14 protein-coding genes are annotated in these 14,639 nt (G+C 73.2%); 6 read left to right on the top strand and 8 right to left on the bottom strand.

Translation table 11 applies throughout. The features are described from left to right. Positions 1-49 precede the first annotated feature (49 nt). The 3 genes from topA to B4E97_RS11415 form a co-directional block, all read right to left on the bottom strand. Positions 50-2,821: a type I DNA topoisomerase gene (gene topA, locus B4E97_RS11405; protein ID WP_286955470.1), complete on the bottom strand. Its 2,772-nt coding sequence runs from the start codon at positions 2,819-2,821 to the stop codon at positions 50-52. 11 nt (positions 2,822-2,832) lie between these two features. Beyond that, entirely contained in the window at positions 2,833-4,440 is a 1,608-nt protein-coding gene (locus B4E97_RS11410; RefSeq protein ID WP_286959935.1) for a class I SAM-dependent methyltransferase, read from the bottom strand. An 82-nt stretch (positions 4,441-4,522) separates the two neighbouring features. Continuing rightward, positions 4,523-4,933 (bottom strand): STAS domain-containing protein, encoded by a 411-nt coding sequence (locus B4E97_RS11415; RefSeq protein WP_029212695.1) that lies wholly within the window; start codon positions 4,931-4,933, stop codon positions 4,523-4,525. A gap of 204 nt (positions 4,934-5,137) precedes the next feature. Between B4E97_RS11415 and B4E97_RS11420 the strand changes: the two genes are divergently transcribed. Continuing rightward, positions 5,138-7,531 carry a DEAD/DEAH box helicase gene (locus tag B4E97_RS11420; RefSeq protein WP_286959937.1) on the top strand — a complete coding sequence of 798 codons (2,394 nt, stop codon included), beginning with the start codon at positions 5,138-5,140 and terminating at the stop codon, positions 7,529-7,531. Between the two features lie 124 nt (positions 7,532-7,655). Beyond that, a complete protein-coding gene (locus tag B4E97_RS11425; protein ID WP_019286532.1) occupies positions 7,656-8,129 on the top strand; it encodes a LapA family protein in 474 nt (157 codons plus the stop codon). 58 nt (positions 8,130-8,187) lie between these two features. Here the strand turns inward: B4E97_RS11425 and B4E97_RS11430 are convergent, their stop codons facing one another. From B4E97_RS11430 to B4E97_RS11445, 4 genes are all read right to left on the bottom strand, one after another. Further along, positions 8,188-8,586: an Rv3654c family TadE-like protein gene (locus B4E97_RS11430; protein ID WP_286959938.1), complete on the bottom strand. Its 399-nt coding sequence runs from the start codon at positions 8,584-8,586 to the stop codon at positions 8,188-8,190. A 95-nt stretch (positions 8,587-8,681) separates the two neighbouring features. Beyond that, the gene (locus tag B4E97_RS11435; protein ID WP_286959939.1) at positions 8,682-9,056 is read right to left on the bottom strand and encodes a TadE family type IV pilus minor pilin; all 375 of its coding nucleotides are present in this window, start codon (positions 9,054-9,056) and stop codon (positions 8,682-8,684) included. Positions 9,057-9,059: 3 nt separating this feature from the next. Then, positions 9,060-9,293 carry a DUF4244 domain-containing protein gene (locus tag B4E97_RS19160; protein WP_414632797.1) on the bottom strand — a complete coding sequence of 78 codons (234 nt, stop codon included), beginning with the start codon at positions 9,291-9,293 and terminating at the stop codon, positions 9,060-9,062. A gap of 184 nt (positions 9,294-9,477) precedes the next feature. Beyond that, complete coding sequence (locus B4E97_RS11445) at positions 9,478-9,720, bottom strand: hypothetical protein (RefSeq protein ID WP_286959940.1); 243 nt, start codon at positions 9,718-9,720, stop codon at positions 9,478-9,480. A gap of 313 nt (positions 9,721-10,033) precedes the next feature. Between B4E97_RS11445 and B4E97_RS11450 the strand changes: the two genes are divergently transcribed. From B4E97_RS11450 to B4E97_RS11465, 4 genes are all read left to right on the top strand, one after another. Next, a complete protein-coding gene (locus B4E97_RS11450; RefSeq protein ID WP_286959941.1) occupies positions 10,034-10,648 on the top strand; it encodes a hypothetical protein in 615 nt (204 codons plus the stop codon). Further along, positions 10,627-12,036, top strand: a complete 1,410-nt coding sequence (locus B4E97_RS11455; protein ID WP_286959942.1) for a GGDEF domain-containing protein — start codon at positions 10,627-10,629, stop codon at positions 12,034-12,036. Before B4E97_RS11450 ends, B4E97_RS11455 begins: the two co-directional genes overlap by 22 nt. Before the next feature lie 108 nt (positions 12,037-12,144). Next, the gene (locus tag B4E97_RS11460) at positions 12,145-12,795 is read left to right on the top strand and encodes a hypothetical protein (protein WP_286959943.1); all 651 of its coding nucleotides are present in this window, start codon (positions 12,145-12,147) and stop codon (positions 12,793-12,795) included. A gap of 8 nt (positions 12,796-12,803) precedes the next feature. Then, entirely contained in the window at positions 12,804-14,099 is a 1,296-nt protein-coding gene (locus B4E97_RS11465; protein WP_286959944.1) for a GGDEF domain-containing protein, read from the top strand. Positions 14,100-14,101: 2 nt separating this feature from the next. Here B4E97_RS11465 and B4E97_RS11470 read toward each other — a convergent pair whose 3' ends face one another. Continuing rightward, complete coding sequence (locus tag B4E97_RS11470) at positions 14,102-14,533, bottom strand: type II secretion system F family protein (protein WP_239262265.1); 432 nt, start codon at positions 14,531-14,533, stop codon at positions 14,102-14,104. Between the last annotated feature and the right edge of the window lie 106 nt (positions 14,534-14,639).

The following is a 14,639-nucleotide window of genomic DNA, read 5'->3' on the forward strand; positions in this document are numbered from 1 at the left end:
ACGCGCGGACGTCCGGGGGCGGTCATCGCCCCGCGGACGTCCGGCGCGGTCACTCGGCCCGCGGCGCCGCCTTCTTGGCCGTGGTGGACTTCGCGGCCGCCTTCTTGGCGGGTGCCTTCTTCGCCGGCTTCTTGGCCGGTGCCTTCTTGGCGGCGCGCTTGCGGGTCGTCGGGCCCTTGGCGCGCTTCTCGGCCAACAGCTCGAACCCCCGCTCAGGCGTGAGGGTCTCGATGTCGTCGTCCTTGCGCAGGGTCGCGTTGGTCTCGCCGTCGGTGACGTAGGCGCCGAAGCGACCGTCCTTGACGACCACGGCCTTGCCGGACACGGGGTCCTCGCCGAGCTCCTTCAGCGGTGGCTTGGCCGCGCCACGGCCGCGCTGCTTGGGCTGGGCATAGATCGCGAGCGCCTCGTCCAGGGTGATGTCGAAGAGCTGCTGCTCGGTCTCGAGCGAGCGTGAGTCGGTGCCCTTCTTGAGGTACGGACCGTAGCGGCCGTTCTGCGCGGTGATCTCGACGCCCTCCGCGTCGGTGCCGACCACGCGGGGCAGGGACAGCAGCCGCAGGGCGGCGTCGAGCTCGATCGTGCCGAGGTCCATGTCCTTGAACAGCGAGGCGGTCCGCGGCTTGATCTTGGCCTTGCCCTTGAGCTCGGCCTCCTCGTCGGAGAGCACCTCGGTGACATAGGGGCCGTAGCGCCCCGACCGGGCCACGATCGCGCGCCCCGACTCGGGGTCCTGCCCCAGCTCGCGCCCGTCGTCGGAGGCCAGCTCGAGCAGCTCGCGCGCCTTGTCGGGGGTCATCTCGTCCGGGGCGAGGTCGTCGGTGATGGTGGCTCGCCGGGGTGTGGCAGGGACCTCGGCACCGTCGACCACCTCGCCGGTGACCGGGTCGACGCCGGAGGGGAGGACCTCCTCGACATACGGCCCGTATCGACCCACGCGGACGACCATCCCGTCGCCGAGGGGGATGGTCGAGATCGCGCGGGCGTCGATCTCGCCGAGGTCCTCGACGAGCTCGGACAGGCCCTCGATGTCGCGCGTCTCGTCGCCGAAGTAGAAGCGGCGCAGCCACTGGACCCGGCCCAGGTCGCCGCGGGAGATCTGGTCGAGGCTCTCCTCCATGTCGGCGGTGAAGTCGTAGTCGACGAGCTCGGTGAAGTGCTCCTCGAGCAGGCGCGTCACCGCGAACGCCAGCCAGGTCGGGATCAGCGCCGACCCGCGGGTGCGGACGTAGCCGCGGTCCTGGATGGTGCCGACGGTCGCGGCATAGGTCGACGGACGACCGATGCCCTTCTCCTCGAGGGCCTTGACCAGCGTCGCCTCGGTGTAGCGCGCCGGCGGCTTGGTCTCGTGCCCCTCGGCCTCCGAGCGCAGCGTGTCCAGGGCGACGCCCACCGACAGCTTGGGCAGGCGACGCTCCTCGTCGGCGGCCGCGCGGGCGGCGGCCTCCTCCTCGTCCCGGCCCTCCTCGTATGCCGCGAGGAAGCCCCGGAACGTGATCACCGTGCCGCTGGCGGCGAAGGTCACGCGGCGTCCGTCGGCGAGCTCGCCGCCCAGCTGGACGGTGGCGGTGGAGCCCCGCGCGTCGGCCATCTGCGAGGCGACCGTGCGCTTCCAGATCAGCTCGTAGAGCGCGAACTCCTCGCCTCGCAGCTGCCCGGCGACCTGCGCGGGCGTGCGGAAGCGGTCGCCGGCGGGGCGGATCGCCTCGTGGGCCTCCTGGGCGTTCTTGGACTTCTTCTCGTAGCGGCGGGGGCTGTCGGGGACGTACTCCGCGCCGTAGAGGTCACGGGCCTGCTGGCGGGCCGCGGTCAGCGCCTGCTCCGACAGCGTCGTCGAGTCGGTGCGCATGTAGGTGATGTAGCCGCCCTCGTAGAGGCGCTGGGCCACGCGCATGGCGTTCTTGCTGCTCATGCGCAGCTTGCGGCTCGCCTCCTGCTGGAGGGTGGAGGTGATGAAGGGGGCCGACGGGCGCCGGGTGTAGGGCTTCTCGGCGACGTCGGTGACCATGACGTCGATCGCCATGACCGAGGTCGCGATGGTGCGGGCGGTCTCCTCGTCGAGGCGCACGACGTTCTTGGCGGTGAGGGTGCCGTCGTCGGCGAAGTCGCGACCCTGGGCCACGCGCCGGCCCGCCACCTCGGTCAGGCGGGCGGTGAACGCCTGACCGCCGCCCTCGGGAGCGAAGTCACCCTCGACGTCCCAGAAGCTCGCCCTGCGGAAGGCCATCCGCAGCCGCTCCCGCTCGACGACCATGCGCGTCGCGACGGACTGCACGCGCCCGGCGGACAGGCCCTGACGGACCTTGCGCCACAGCACCGGCGACACCTCGTAGCCGTAGAGCCGGTCGAGGATCCGTCGCGTCTCCTGCGCGTCGACCAGGTCCTGGTCGATGTCGCGGGTGGTGGAGACGGCCCGCTGGATCGCCTCCTTGGTGATCTCGTTAAAGACCATCCGCTTGACCGGGACCTTGGGCTTCAGCACCTCGTGCAGGTGCCACGCGATGGCCTCGCCCTCGCGGTCCTCGTCCGTGGCGAGGTAGAGCTCGGGGGCGTCCTTGAGCAGGCGCCGCAGCTCGGTGACCTTCTTCTTCTTGTCCGCGTCGACGACGTAGTAGGCCTCGAAGCCGTTGTCGACGTCGACGGCGAACTTGCCGAAGGGGCCCTTCTTGAGGTCGGCGGGGAGCTCACGGGGGTTGGGCAGGTCGCGGATGTGGCCGATGGAGGCCTCCACGACGTAGTCGTCCCCGAGGTAGCCCTGGATGGACTTGACCTTTCCGGGGGACTCGACGATGACGAGCTTGCGCCCGGTGCTGGTTGCCACGTGTCTCTTCCCTACCTGTCTGACCGGCCCCGTGCGACGGATTCGTCGTCGCTAGCAGGTCGGGGCGCCGTCCGGGTCACCGTAGCGGAGGCGGCGGGCGGACGGCATACCGGCTCGTCCCGGCGGGTCTGCACGAGCAGGCCGTCCTTGACCAGGTCGCGCACCACAGGCAGCGTCTCCGCGACGACCTCGTCGACCTCGCGCTCGAGCAGGGCCGCGATCGCGACGAGCGCCTGGCAGGCCGTGAGGGTGCCGTCGGCGACGGAGAGGTATGCCGCGAGCGCCGTGCCGGCCGTGCGCATCACCCCGAGCCCGCCACCCTGACGGACCCGGATGATCGCCGGGTCGACATCGCCGGGCCGGCCGAACCTCTCCTCCGTCACGTCGTCGGCCAGCCGCCAGGCCGTGCCCAGCACCGCGGCGTCGTCGTGCTCGGCGAGCCAGGTGCGCGCCGCCATACCCGCGTCGATCACCGGGCCCATGGGCGAGGAGACCGGGCCCGGCACCTCGACCAGGTCGCGGAAGGCCGGCCGGTCAGAGACCGGACGCTGCAGCACGACGACGCCGAAGCCGATCTGCCTGACGTCCCGTGACGCGAAGTCGTCGAGCCAGGCGGCGTAGAGGTGCTCGAACTCGGGCCCGCCGCTGGTGCCCCCGTCGCGCACCCACAGCTCGGCGTACTCGGCGGGGTCCTGGACCTCGCGCTGCACGACCCAGGCGTCCAGACCGGTGCCGTCCAGCCAGCCGCCCCAGCGGTCGCGCCAGGTCGCGCGGACGGGGATCTCCCAGTTGCCGAGGAACACCGCGAGACCCCCTGGGTTGAGGTGGTCGTGCAGGCCGCGGACCAGCCGCTCGACGACCTGGTCGCCCTCGGCCCCCGCGTCGCGATACTCGTAGGTCGGGACGCCGGCGACCCGCGGGGTGATGACGAACGGCGGGTTGGAGACGACGAGGTCGAAGGTCTCGCCCGCCACCGGCTCGAGCAGGTCGCCGCCGCGCACGTCCCACTCCTGGTCGTTGAGGGCCGCGTTGAAGCGGGCGACCACGAGGGCGCGCTCGGCGAGGTCGGTCGCCACGACCTCGCCGCAGTGGTCGGCGAGGTGCAGCGCCTGGATCCCACACCCGGTGCCGAGGTCGAGGGCGCGGGCCGCCGGGCGGCGAGGCGTCCACGAGGCGAGGGTGGTCGAGGCGCCGCCGATCCCGAGGACGTGGTCGGTGGGCAGGGCGTGCCCGAGGGCGAGCTCGCCGAGGTCGGAGACCACCCACCAGGTGTGGCTCTCGTCGCCGTAGGGCCGCAGGTCGACGGTGGCCTGCACCTGGTCCCCCGCCCGGTGTGCCAGACCGAGCTCGAGGAGCCCCTCGACCCGCGTGCGGGGCAGCGCCTGGTCCAGGCGGGCCGCGGGCACCGGCCGGCCGAGGGTGAAGGCGCGGACGAGCAGTGCCACGGGGTCGTCGTCGGCCGCGGTGACGCGCAGGGCGGGGAGCGGCTGCTCCCGGTGCAGGGCCGCCGACGCGACCGGACCGAGGGCCACGCCCACGCGGTCGACGGAGTAGTCGAGGTCCTGCAGGTCCGCGCGCAGGGCGGCCACCAGCGCCGGCTCGGGTCGGAGGTCCGTCATGGCCGCCACCCTATGGCGGTCCCGACGGCGTGGGTGCAGCGATGACCGGGGGCCGGGGATGGAGTCGCGCGGTGGTGCCGGCTCAGGACGCCTTGGTGCGCGGCGCTGCGGCCGTGCGGGCCCCGGCGCGGCGCCGGTCGCGGGCGGCGGCGAGCTCGCAGACCTCGCCGAGCTCGGCTGCACTGGCGACCAGCCGGACGACCTGGTCGGTGCCGGTGGTGGTGAACGGCCGCACGATGGCGTCGCGGGTGGCGACGACCCCGAGGTCGCAGCCGAGGGGGCGCATGAGGCGCAGGCAGGTCACGATCGTGTCGACGGCGCTGGAGTCGATGAAGGCGAGATCGGTCAGGTCCAGGACGACCTGACGCGCGCCGGCGGTGACGACCGTGTCGATGGCCTCGTGCAGCCGGGGGGCCTGCACGAGGTCGAGCTCGCCGGTGATGCGGATGGTGACCCGGTCGCGAACCACGGTGGGGGTGAGGTGAACGGTCATCGGTCCTCCTTGACCAGGCCAGGGGCCCGGGGGAATGTCGCCCGCCGGAGCGGGGGCCGGAGGCGGCCGTGGCTTCGACCGCAGACGACGCGGCGCTGGCCGCACGTCCTCGTTGCCCGCGGCATACCCGGGGCGCGACCGTTGATACGCGGCGCGTGACGATGTTCGTCATTCGGACGTCCTCCCCCGCGTACCGTTGTGCCGATGCCCTCCTCCGCCACCAGCGCGCCCAGCGCTCCGCCGCGCGGCTTCGACCCGCGCACCAGCCTCGACCGCCTGACGCGGGCCGGCCGGGTCGAGCGGCTGCGCCACGTCGAGGTGCTGCCGGAGCGGGCGGCGCGCACCGCGGACTGGCCCTCCTGGGTCCACCCGGCCGTGGCCGCAGCCTGGCAGGGGGCCGGGGTCGACCGCCTGTGGAGCCACCAGGCCGAGGCGGCCGAGCACGCCCGCGTCGGGCAGCACACCGTCCTCGCGACGGGGACGGCGTCCGGCAAGTCGCTGGGATACCTGCTGCCCGCGCTCACCGCCGTGCTGGACGGCACCGAGGCGCCGTCGGGGCGCGGGGCGACCGCCCTCTACCTGTCGCCCACCAAGGCGCTGGCCGCCGACCAGCTCGCCCGCCTGACCGCGCTGGGTCTCCCGGGGCTGCGGGCCGCGACCTATGACGGGGACACCCCGGCCGACGAGCGACGCTGGATCCGCGAGCACGCGGCCTACGTCCTCACCAATCCCGACCTGCTGCACCACTCCCTGCTGCCCAGGCACGAGCGCTGGGCGCCCTTCCTGCGCGCGCTGCGCTACGTCGTGGTGGACGAGTGCCACATCTACCGCGGGGTGTTCGGGGCCCACCTGTCCGCGGTCCTGCGCCGGTTGCGGCGCGTGGCGGCCCGGTATGGCGCCGACCCCACGTTCGTGCTGGCCTCCGCCACGGTCGCGGACCCGGCCGCGCACGCGGGCCGCCTCACCGGCCTGCCCTGCGTCGCCGTCACCGAGGACGGCTCGCCGCGCGCGCCGATGTCCTTCGCGTTGTGGGAGCCGCCGCTGCTGGACGAGCACGGCGCCGCGGTGCCCCCGGAGGGCCCGAGCGACGGGTCGGCGGTCTCGCGACGCTCGGCCTTGTCCGAGAGCGCGGACCTGCTGGCTCGGCTGGTGGACGACGGCACCCAGACCGTCGCGTTCGCCCGCTCTCGCAAGGGGGTGGAGGTCCTCGCCGAGGCGACCCGGTCGATGCGCCACGGGCGCGACGGGCGGGTCGCGGCCTACCGCGGCGGCTACCTGCCCGAGGAGCGACGTGAGCTCGAGCGCGCCCTGCGGGACCGCAGCATCATGGGGCTCGCCGCCACGAACGCCCTCGAGCTGGGCATCGACGTCTCCGGCCTGGACGCCGTGCTGCTGTGCGGGTGGCCCGGGACGTTCGCGTCGCTGTGGCAGCAGGCCGGGCGGGCTGGGCGCTCGGGGCGCGAGGCGCTGGCGGTCTACGTCGCCGACGACGACCCCCTCGACACCTACCTGGTCACGCATCCCGAGGCGATCTTCGACCGGTCCCTCGAGGCGACCGTGGTGGACCCGGACAACCCCTACGTCCTCGCCCCCCACCTGGCGGCGGCCGCGGCCGAGCTGCCGATCACCCTGGACGACGTCGCGACCTTCGGGCCCACGATGCCCGGGCTGCTCGACACCCTCACGCGGCGCGGTGTCCTGCGCCGCCGTCCCAACGGCGGGTGGTACTGGGCCAGGCCCGACCGCGCTCACGACCACGTGTCTCTGCGCGGCTCCGGCGAGCCCGTCGTCTCGATCGTCGAGCGCCGCTCGGGAGCCGTCCTCGGGACGGTGGACCACTCCGCCGCCCAGCGCCAGGTGCACGCGGGCGCGGTCTACCTCCACCAGGGCCGCCCCCACGTGGTGACCGAGCTGGACCTGGACCAGTCCTGCGCCCTGGTCGTCCAGGGCGATCCCGGCTGGACCACCACGGCGCGGTCCGACTCGGCCTTCGACCTGCTCTCCGAGGACCGCCACGTCGACCTGGGCGACGACCTGCGGCTGTGCTTCGGCAGCGTCGCGGTGCGCTCCCGGGTCACGTCCTTCCTGCGGCGGCTGCCCTCCGGGGAGGTGCTCGGCGAGCACCCGCTGGACCTGCCCGAGTCCGTGCTGCGCACCCGCGGGGTGTGGTGGACGATGACGGAGGAGTGGCTCGCCGGGCTGGGGGTCGAGGCGCTGATGATCCCCGGGGCGACGCACGCCGCAGAGCACGCCGCGATCGGCATGCTGCCCCTCGTCGCCACCGCGGACCGCTGGGACGTGGGTGGCGTCTCGACCGCGCTGCACCCTGACACCGGGCTGCCGACGATCCTGGTCTACGACGGGCACCCCGGCGGGGCCGGGTTCGCCGAGCGGGGCTACGACCGCGCCGAGGCCTGGCTCTCGGCGACGCTCGACGCCATCACGGCGTGCGCCTGCCCGGCGGGCTGCCCGTCGTGCGTGCAGTCCCCCAAGTGCGGCAACGGCAACGAACCGCTCGACAAGGGCGCCGCCAGGCGTCTGCTGTCGGGGGTCGTGACGACGCTGAGCCACCACCGGACGTCGACAGAGCTGACCTGAATACTCCCGCACGGCACCCGAGGTCGCGTAGCCTGCTGCACGAATCCTCGCCGTGCACCACCAACGGTCCAGACCTCCGGCCTGGCACCACCCGCCCCGGCCCCCCATCGTCAGGAGCATCACCATGGTCGTCCTCGGTCTCCTTCTCGTCCTCGCCGCCCTCGCGGCGGGGGTCCTCGCGGTCTACGGACTGCCCACGTCGGGCGCCAAGATCAGCTGGGACCTGCTCGGCAACTCCGTCAGCCTGTCCCCCACGCTGATCTTCTTCATCGGCGTCCTGTCCGCCATCGCCCTGGCCCTGGGCCTGTGGCTCATGTCCCTCGGCGCCAAGCGCAGCGCCCGCAAGCGCCGTGAGCTCAAGGAGCTGCGTCGCGAGCAGCGCCAGAGCGAGCGCATCGGTCAGGCCGATCGCGGGCGCCGCGACGAGACCCGCCGCGACACGAGCGCGGACCCGCGCACCGGCACGGCCCGTCACGACGACGTCCGCGACGCCCGTGGCACCGACACCGTCCGCGACACGCGGGACCTCCGTGACGGCGGCGCCGCCCGCAACGACCGGGCCGACGGCGCGACCAGCTGGGACGACACCCGCCGCTGAGCCGGCCGCGCGGCTCACCCCGCGACCAGCACGCGCCGGCGCGCGAGGCCCCGCCCACCTAGGGCGGGGCCTCGTGCTGTCCCGGCCCGGCCCGGGCGTCGGCCCTCGCCGCGCCGAGCCGGCCCGGCACGGCCACCCGAGCCCGCAGCTCCACCACCTCACCGGCCACCCGGCAGCCGTCCAGCGTGGCCCCGTTGGCCCGGGCCACCTGCCCGGCCGCGGCGCATGCCTCACTAGGCAGGCCGTCGCGCACCCGGGCCGCACCGGTCAACGCCGCGAGGTCCGCCGCGGCGCGCGCACGATGGCCGGCCAGCACCACGCCCGACACCGACAGGGCGCCCATCGCGACCAGCAGGACCACCAGGCACACCGCCAGCACGAGCACCGAGCCGGACCCGCGCTCGGAGGACCGACCCTCACGACGGAGCACCACCGCCGTCAGCCCCAGCCTCACCACCGCCGCTCTCGTCACCGCCCTCACACCGTGGTCCTCACCACCGCCGCACCGTGCCACCTCCCTCGCACCGCGGTCCTCACCGCCGCCGCGCCACGTCACCGACCGACGTCGGCGCCGCCATGCGCTCCGGCACCCTCCTCCCCGGCACCCACCTCGACCGGCACGGTCGCCTCGGCCGACGGGGCCGGGACACCGGGCAGCAGGCGCGCCAGACCACGCCCAGGGGCCCTGACCCGCACCGTCACAAGCCCTGCCCCGACAGCGGATCCCACGGAGCTCCCGGGCGGGGCCAGTCGCCGGGCCAGACCCAGGACCACCTCGTCACCGTCACCCCGGGCCGCGGACCGCGCCGCCACGTGCGCCGCGTCGACACACCGCACCTCGTCGATGCCCAGCGCCACCGCGTGCAGACCGATCGCCAGGCACAGGGCCACCGAGAGGGTCCCGACGGCGAGCTCCGTCGTGACCACGGGTCAGCCGGTCGTCGACAGTGCGGTGGTGATGATCGACGTCAGCGCCGACCGCACCGCGTCGGAGCGGACGATCGCGATCAGGACCGCCGCGAAGGCCGCAGCCGCGATCGTGCCCACGGCATACTCCGCCGTCGTCATGCCCGCCTCGTGGCGACCGTCCGTCCTGACCTGCTGCCAGCGTCCGCGGAACCATCCCCGGACCTGACCCGTGCACCTCACCAAGGACCTGACCATGGCTGCTCTCCTCCTGCTCTCGCTGCGTGGACGTGTCCATCGTCAGGAGAAGGAGGTCCGCCGCGCTGGTCTGTCGGCGTGACTGTGGACGGCCGAGCCCGGGACGCGACGACCTGTGGACAGAAGGGCTTCAGAGGCGGGTTCCGGGGCGCCGGGGCCACCCGACGCCGACCGGATCGGCCGCCTAGGACTCGATGTAGGTGCCCTGGTGCTGCTCGGCGAGAGCCCGGAACCGCGTCTTCAGACCCTCGACGGCGCCACCGCCGTCGGCGTCCGGGAGCCGTGAGTCGGTGATGCGGACGGTCCAGCCGTCGGGGCCGCCGCCGACCTCCACCGGGTCGAAGCCCTCCTCGCGCAGCTGGGTCGCCACGTGGTCGGCGACGCCCTCGGTGGGCAGGACGAGGACGTGCGGGGGCTGGACGCTCACGGTGAGTTCCTCCGGTGCGGTGGCCTGCTGGGGCGTCTCCATCCTCCCCGACACCGCCGCCGCACGACCGTCGGCTCGCGCACAGGCAGCGCGCACATCGCGCACCGTGACGGCGTCGCTGACCTTTGGTCGCGACCGGTCACTGTCCGCACACGTGCCTGTGGACTACTTGGCCCCTCCGGGGTATTTCCGCTCTCCATTGGGGTTGCCTCCGCCGCCAAGGGGGGTCTCGAACCGCGCCTGGCTGCTGAGATAGGGGCAAGCCATCACGCAGCGTGTCGATTCCGCTGCGTACCGTCCTTCAGGAGTGCTCGTGCACAGGTTCATCGCGGTGCTCGCCGCCATCGCGGGTGGGCTCGCGGGCGCCTCCTCCGCCCAGGCGTCCGAGACCGACAGCACGTATGCCGTCGCGGGCTGCCCGGCGCGCACCACCTCACCCATGCTGTCGCGCTTCGGCGACCCCAACGAGTACTTCCCCGTCCCCAACGGTGGCTTCAACCGGTGGGGCGCAGGGTGGAACGGCATGTTCAGCCTGGCTCTGGAGAACGAGCCGTGGTACGTCAACCGCGCGGCCCTGACCGGCTCCCTGCGGCTCTGGCCCGGCGACTCGGCACGCACCGCCGAGCTGTGCGTGGGCGAGGGCGAGGACTCCTTCCGCTTCTTCTACAAGGGCACGGGACAGCTGGGCAGCCGGCTGCTGGTGCGGACCACGGTCCGCGCGGACACCGGGACCTATACCTACGGCACCACCCTCGACACGTCCCGCGCCGGCTGGCAGCTGTCCCCCGTCGTGAGCGTGCCCAACCACGCCACCACCAAGGTGCAGCAGATCTCCATCGCGTTCGTCAACACCACTCCCTTCGACTCCGTGCGGACCGTCCTCGTCGACGACGTCCTCATCGACCCATGGCGATCTCGGAGCGGCTGACCAGCAGGCAGCTCGATCCCCGGCACGACGACGTGGCGGGGACGTCGTCGCACCCGCCGCAGGTGATGGACCTGCCAGCCGGCCACCACGACCAGAGCTGCTACGACGACCGGTGGCGGAGCACGCCCTGGGGAGCCCGCGTCCTGTCGGCCCTGCCCGGCGTGCTGGCGATCGTCGCGGCGGTGCTCGTGGCGACGATCGGCTACACGCCGCCGAGCCTTCGCTGCGTCCTGGTGGGCCTCGGCCTCGGCGTCCTCTACCTGTTCGCCTTCCGGTCACCGTTCGAGTCCTCGGTGGGCGGCTCGGTGCCCACGCAGCCGGTGCTCATGGGCCTGCTGCTCGCCGCGCCGCTGCCCGGGGTCGCCCTGACCGTCCTGGTGGCGGTGCTCCTCGGTGGCTGGCTCGACGGCCGACGGCGCCCGCGGGCCCTGCTCCTCGAGGCCGGCAACGCGCTGCACGTCCTGGCGCCCGTGGCGGTCCTGTGGGGCACCCGCGACGCCCAGGGGATGGTCGACCCCACGCCCGTCGTCCTCGTGGCGGCGGTCCTGGCCCAGCTGCTGCTGGACGGGCTGTCGGCCTACCTCGCGGACCGGTGGCACGGCACCCCCCTGCGGGAGATGGTCAGGCCGCTGCTGTGGACGTGGAAGGTCGACGTCCCCCTGGCCGTCCTCGGGTGGGCCCTGGTCATGGCCGTGCAGCCGTACCACCCGATCGCACTCGCGCTCGTGGCGGTGCCGATCCTGCTCGTGCGCTTCCTCGCCAGCGACCGGGAGACCTACCTGGCCCAGTCGATCGCGATGCACGACGCGTATGCCGCAGCCAGCGCGGCAGCACGCCGGGACATCCTCACCGGCGTCGCCAACCGACGCGGCTGGACGCACGCCGTCACCGATGCCCAGGCACGGCTGACCGACACCGCCAGGCCCCTCGTCGCCACCGTCCTGTGCGCCGACCTCGACCGGCTCAAGGTCGCCAACGACATCTACGGCCACGAGCTGGGCGACGCGCTCATCCGCGACTTCGCGCAGGTCCTGCGCGAGTGCGTCCCGTCCGACGCCACCGTCGCGCGACTGGGCGGTGACGAGTTCGCGGTCCTGGTCCTCTCTCCGGCTCGACGCGGCCAGGTCGACCTGGTGGGGCAGGTGCGCGAGGCCATGCTGGCCCACCGCTCGGACCTCCCCGTGCGGCTCTCCGCCTCGTTGGGCCAGGCCAGCTGCGGTCCCGGAGGGCTTGTCGGTCAGACCCTGATCGAGGCGGACGAGGCGTCCCGGCTGGACAAGGAGGCGCGCCGTTCGGAGCGCGGGTCCGTGGGACTGGACTTCCCACCCGGCGCCCCGGGTGTCCGGGGTCAGGGTTCTCCCAGCGGAATCAGGGTCTTCGTCCGCTGAATGCGGGTGAATAGCGCCACGGCGTGCGCAAATCGCCACAAAGTGTCACAACCGGAGACGTCGCGGGCACGCATCAACGCAGAACCCGCCTTCACCTTGGAGTGCACGATGCGTCGTTGGTTGACCCCTGCCGCGTTGTCCCTCGGCATCGCCGCAGGCGCCGTCCCCGCAGCTCACGCGGCCGCCCCTGCTGCCGACTCGGACACCCCCACCCAGAGCTCGTCGTCCTTCTTCGGCACGCAGTCCTGCCCCCAGCAGCCCGTCCAGCAGCCGCTGGTCGACGTCGGGGACGCCGGGTGGTACTACCTCGTCCAGAACGGCAGCTTCACCGAGGGCACCAACGCCTGGTCGACCAGCGGGCCCGTGACCGTCGTGAACTCCTCGAGCCCGCAGGACGTGATGTCCGCCGGCGGCGGGTCCCTGGCCCTCGGGTCCTACGGCTCGGCCACCTCGGCCCGTTTCTGCACGGCGAGCGACCACGACCGGGCTCGGCTGTTCTACCGGTCGCCCGGCGTCCCCGGGTCGACCCTCGTGGTGCGCATCACCTCGACCAGCAACCTCTGGCTCCGCAGCTCGTACACGACGACCTACCGGCTCGACGGGTCCACCCCCGGGTGGAAGCTCTCCCCCACGATGGTCGTGCCGGACTGGACCGACTGGACCGGCGTGCAGCAGACCTCGATCACGCTGCGGGCCTCGGGAGGCACCTTCCAGGTCGACGACGTGATGGTCGACCCGTGGCGGTACAACACCCCGTGATGTGACTCGTGACCACCAACGGGAGGGATCGCAAGGACGATGACGTCCCTGGGGCGAGCGTCCTGGACTCCCCCGGGGCGGACGAGCTCCGAGCGGAGCTGCTCGTGTCCGCGCCCTCCCGCTGGGACCGGGCGAGCGCCTGGGGTCTGTCGCTCGTCGTGGTCGGCGGCTGCTGCTACTTCCTGACCCTGGCAGGTTCCGCCTCCTGGCACTCGTACGCCCTTGCCGCCTTCCTCGTGGCGGTGTACGTCCTGGGATTCAGGACCGAGTTCCCAGCAGCCACCGGCGCGTTCGTGGCCACCGAGCCCGTGATGGTCGCGATGGTCTTTGCCCTGCCGTGGGGATGGGCTCCGAGCATCGTGCTGATCGGAGTCCTGATCGGTAGCCACACGAGCGAGGATCTCCGCTTCCCGATTCACTCGTACCTCCTCCGGATCGGTAATGCCATCCATTGTCTCGGCCCGGTGGCCGTCCTGACGTTCTTCGGAACGCGGAACGACACGACCGCTCCACTCGCGATCCTCGTGCTCGCGCTCGTCGCGCAGATCGTCGTCGATGGGGGCACTGCGCTGGTCCGTGGAGCGGTGCAGGGCGTCCCTCCCCGCCAGATGGCCAGACCGCTGCTGTGGACCTTCTCCGTGGACGCCCTCCTGGCCCCCATCGGTTTCTGCATCGTGGCGACGGCGCAGGACCGACCCTGGGCCTACCTCCTCCTCGCCACGCCGATCGTCCTGATCCGGCTGATGCAGGCCGACCGGGAGGCCCACCGCAAGCAGGCCGAGCAGATCCGGACGGCCTACACCGAGGTGCGGGAGCAGGCGCAGCTCGACCCCCTGACCGGGCTGCACAACCGCCGGGCCTGGGACGAGGCGGTCACCATCGCCGCGGTGGACGTGTCCCGTCCCGAGCGCCGGTCCGCGATCGTCATCGTCGCCGACGTGGACCACCTCAAGCTCACCAACGACACGCTCGGGCACGACGCCGGGGACGTGCTGATCCAGGAGATCGGGCACGTCCTCACCGACATCGCGCCGAGCGACGCGATGGTGGCGCGGCTGGGCGGCGACGAGTTCGGGGTGCTGTTCACCGTGTCGACGGGCTATCTCCTGCCGGACTTCGCGGTGACAGCACGCGCCCTGATGGAGCGCGCCACGCTCCGCGTCGGCCACCCGGTGTCGGCCTCGTTGGGCGTGGCGGTGTGCCCGCCGGGAGGGTCCGTGGAGGACGCCGTACGTCGCGCCGACCACTCGGCCGCGGTGGACAAGGCCGCGCGGCGGGTCAACCGGCTGCCTTCGGACCGCTGAGCTCAGCGCGTGAGGGTGGAGGCCATCCCGAGGACGACCGGCACGATCGTCGTCAGCACGAAGCCCGGCAGGAAGGTCAGGCCCAGCGGCAGCGCGAGCCGCGCCGAGAGCACCCCGGCCCGCTCGCCGGCCGCCTGAGCCTCCGCATGACGCATCGCCCGAGCCGCCTCTCCGAGCAGGCCCGAGGGAGGCACACCCGCACGCTCGGCCACCACGAAGGCCGCCGCCACGTCGCGCCAGCCGGGCGACACGAGCCGCCAGGCCTCGGACGGGGGCACTCCCCAGCGGACCGCCGCCGCCACCACCCGCAGCTCGTGCCCGGCCCGCCCGCCGACGACGGACGCCACGACGTCGAGAGCGGCCAGCAGGCCGCACCCGCCCGAGAGTGCCACCGCCAGGAGGTCTGCGCTCTCGGCGACCTGGCCGACCAGCATGGGCCGGCTTGCGTCTGCCGACGTCGGTCGATCTCCCTCGACCGACGTGAGGGGGCTCGACCCAGCAGTGGTGAGTGCGCTCGACCCTGCCGACGCGGGTCCACTG

The sequence above is a fragment of the Arsenicicoccus sp. UBA7492 genome, from assembly GCF_002479615.1.
GTDB classification, from domain to species: Bacteria; Actinomycetota; Actinomycetes; order Actinomycetales; family Dermatophilaceae; genus Arsenicicoccus; species Arsenicicoccus bolidensis.

What these genes read in the sequence shown, in the direction of transcription:
- B4E97_RS11410 (WP_286959935.1), bottom strand. Translation starts at nt 4,440, where the DNA reads ATGACGGACCTCCGACCCGAGCCGGCGCTGGTGGCCGCCCTGCGCGCG.
- B4E97_RS11415 (WP_029212695.1), bottom strand. Translation starts at nt 4,933, where the DNA reads ATGACCGTTCACCTCACCCCCACCGTGGTTCGCGACCGGGTCACCATC.
- B4E97_RS11420 (WP_286959937.1), top strand. Translation starts at nt 5,138, where the DNA reads ATGCCCTCCTCCGCCACCAGCGCGCCCAGCGCTCCGCCGCGCGGCTTC.
- B4E97_RS11425 (WP_019286532.1), top strand. Translation starts at nt 7,656, where the DNA reads ATGGTCGTCCTCGGTCTCCTTCTCGTCCTCGCCGCCCTCGCGGCGGGG.
- B4E97_RS19160 (WP_414632797.1), bottom strand. Translation starts at nt 9,293, where the DNA reads ATGGTCAGGTCCTTGGTGAGGTGCACGGGTCAGGTCCGGGGATGGTTC.
- B4E97_RS11455 (WP_286959942.1), top strand. Translation starts at nt 10,627, where the DNA reads ATGGCGATCTCGGAGCGGCTGACCAGCAGGCAGCTCGATCCCCGGCAC.
- B4E97_RS11460 (WP_286959943.1), top strand. Translation starts at nt 12,145, where the DNA reads ATGCGTCGTTGGTTGACCCCTGCCGCGTTGTCCCTCGGCATCGCCGCA.
- B4E97_RS11470 (WP_239262265.1), bottom strand. Translation starts at nt 14,533, where the DNA reads ATGCTGGTCGGCCAGGTCGCCGAGAGCGCAGACCTCCTGGCGGTGGCA.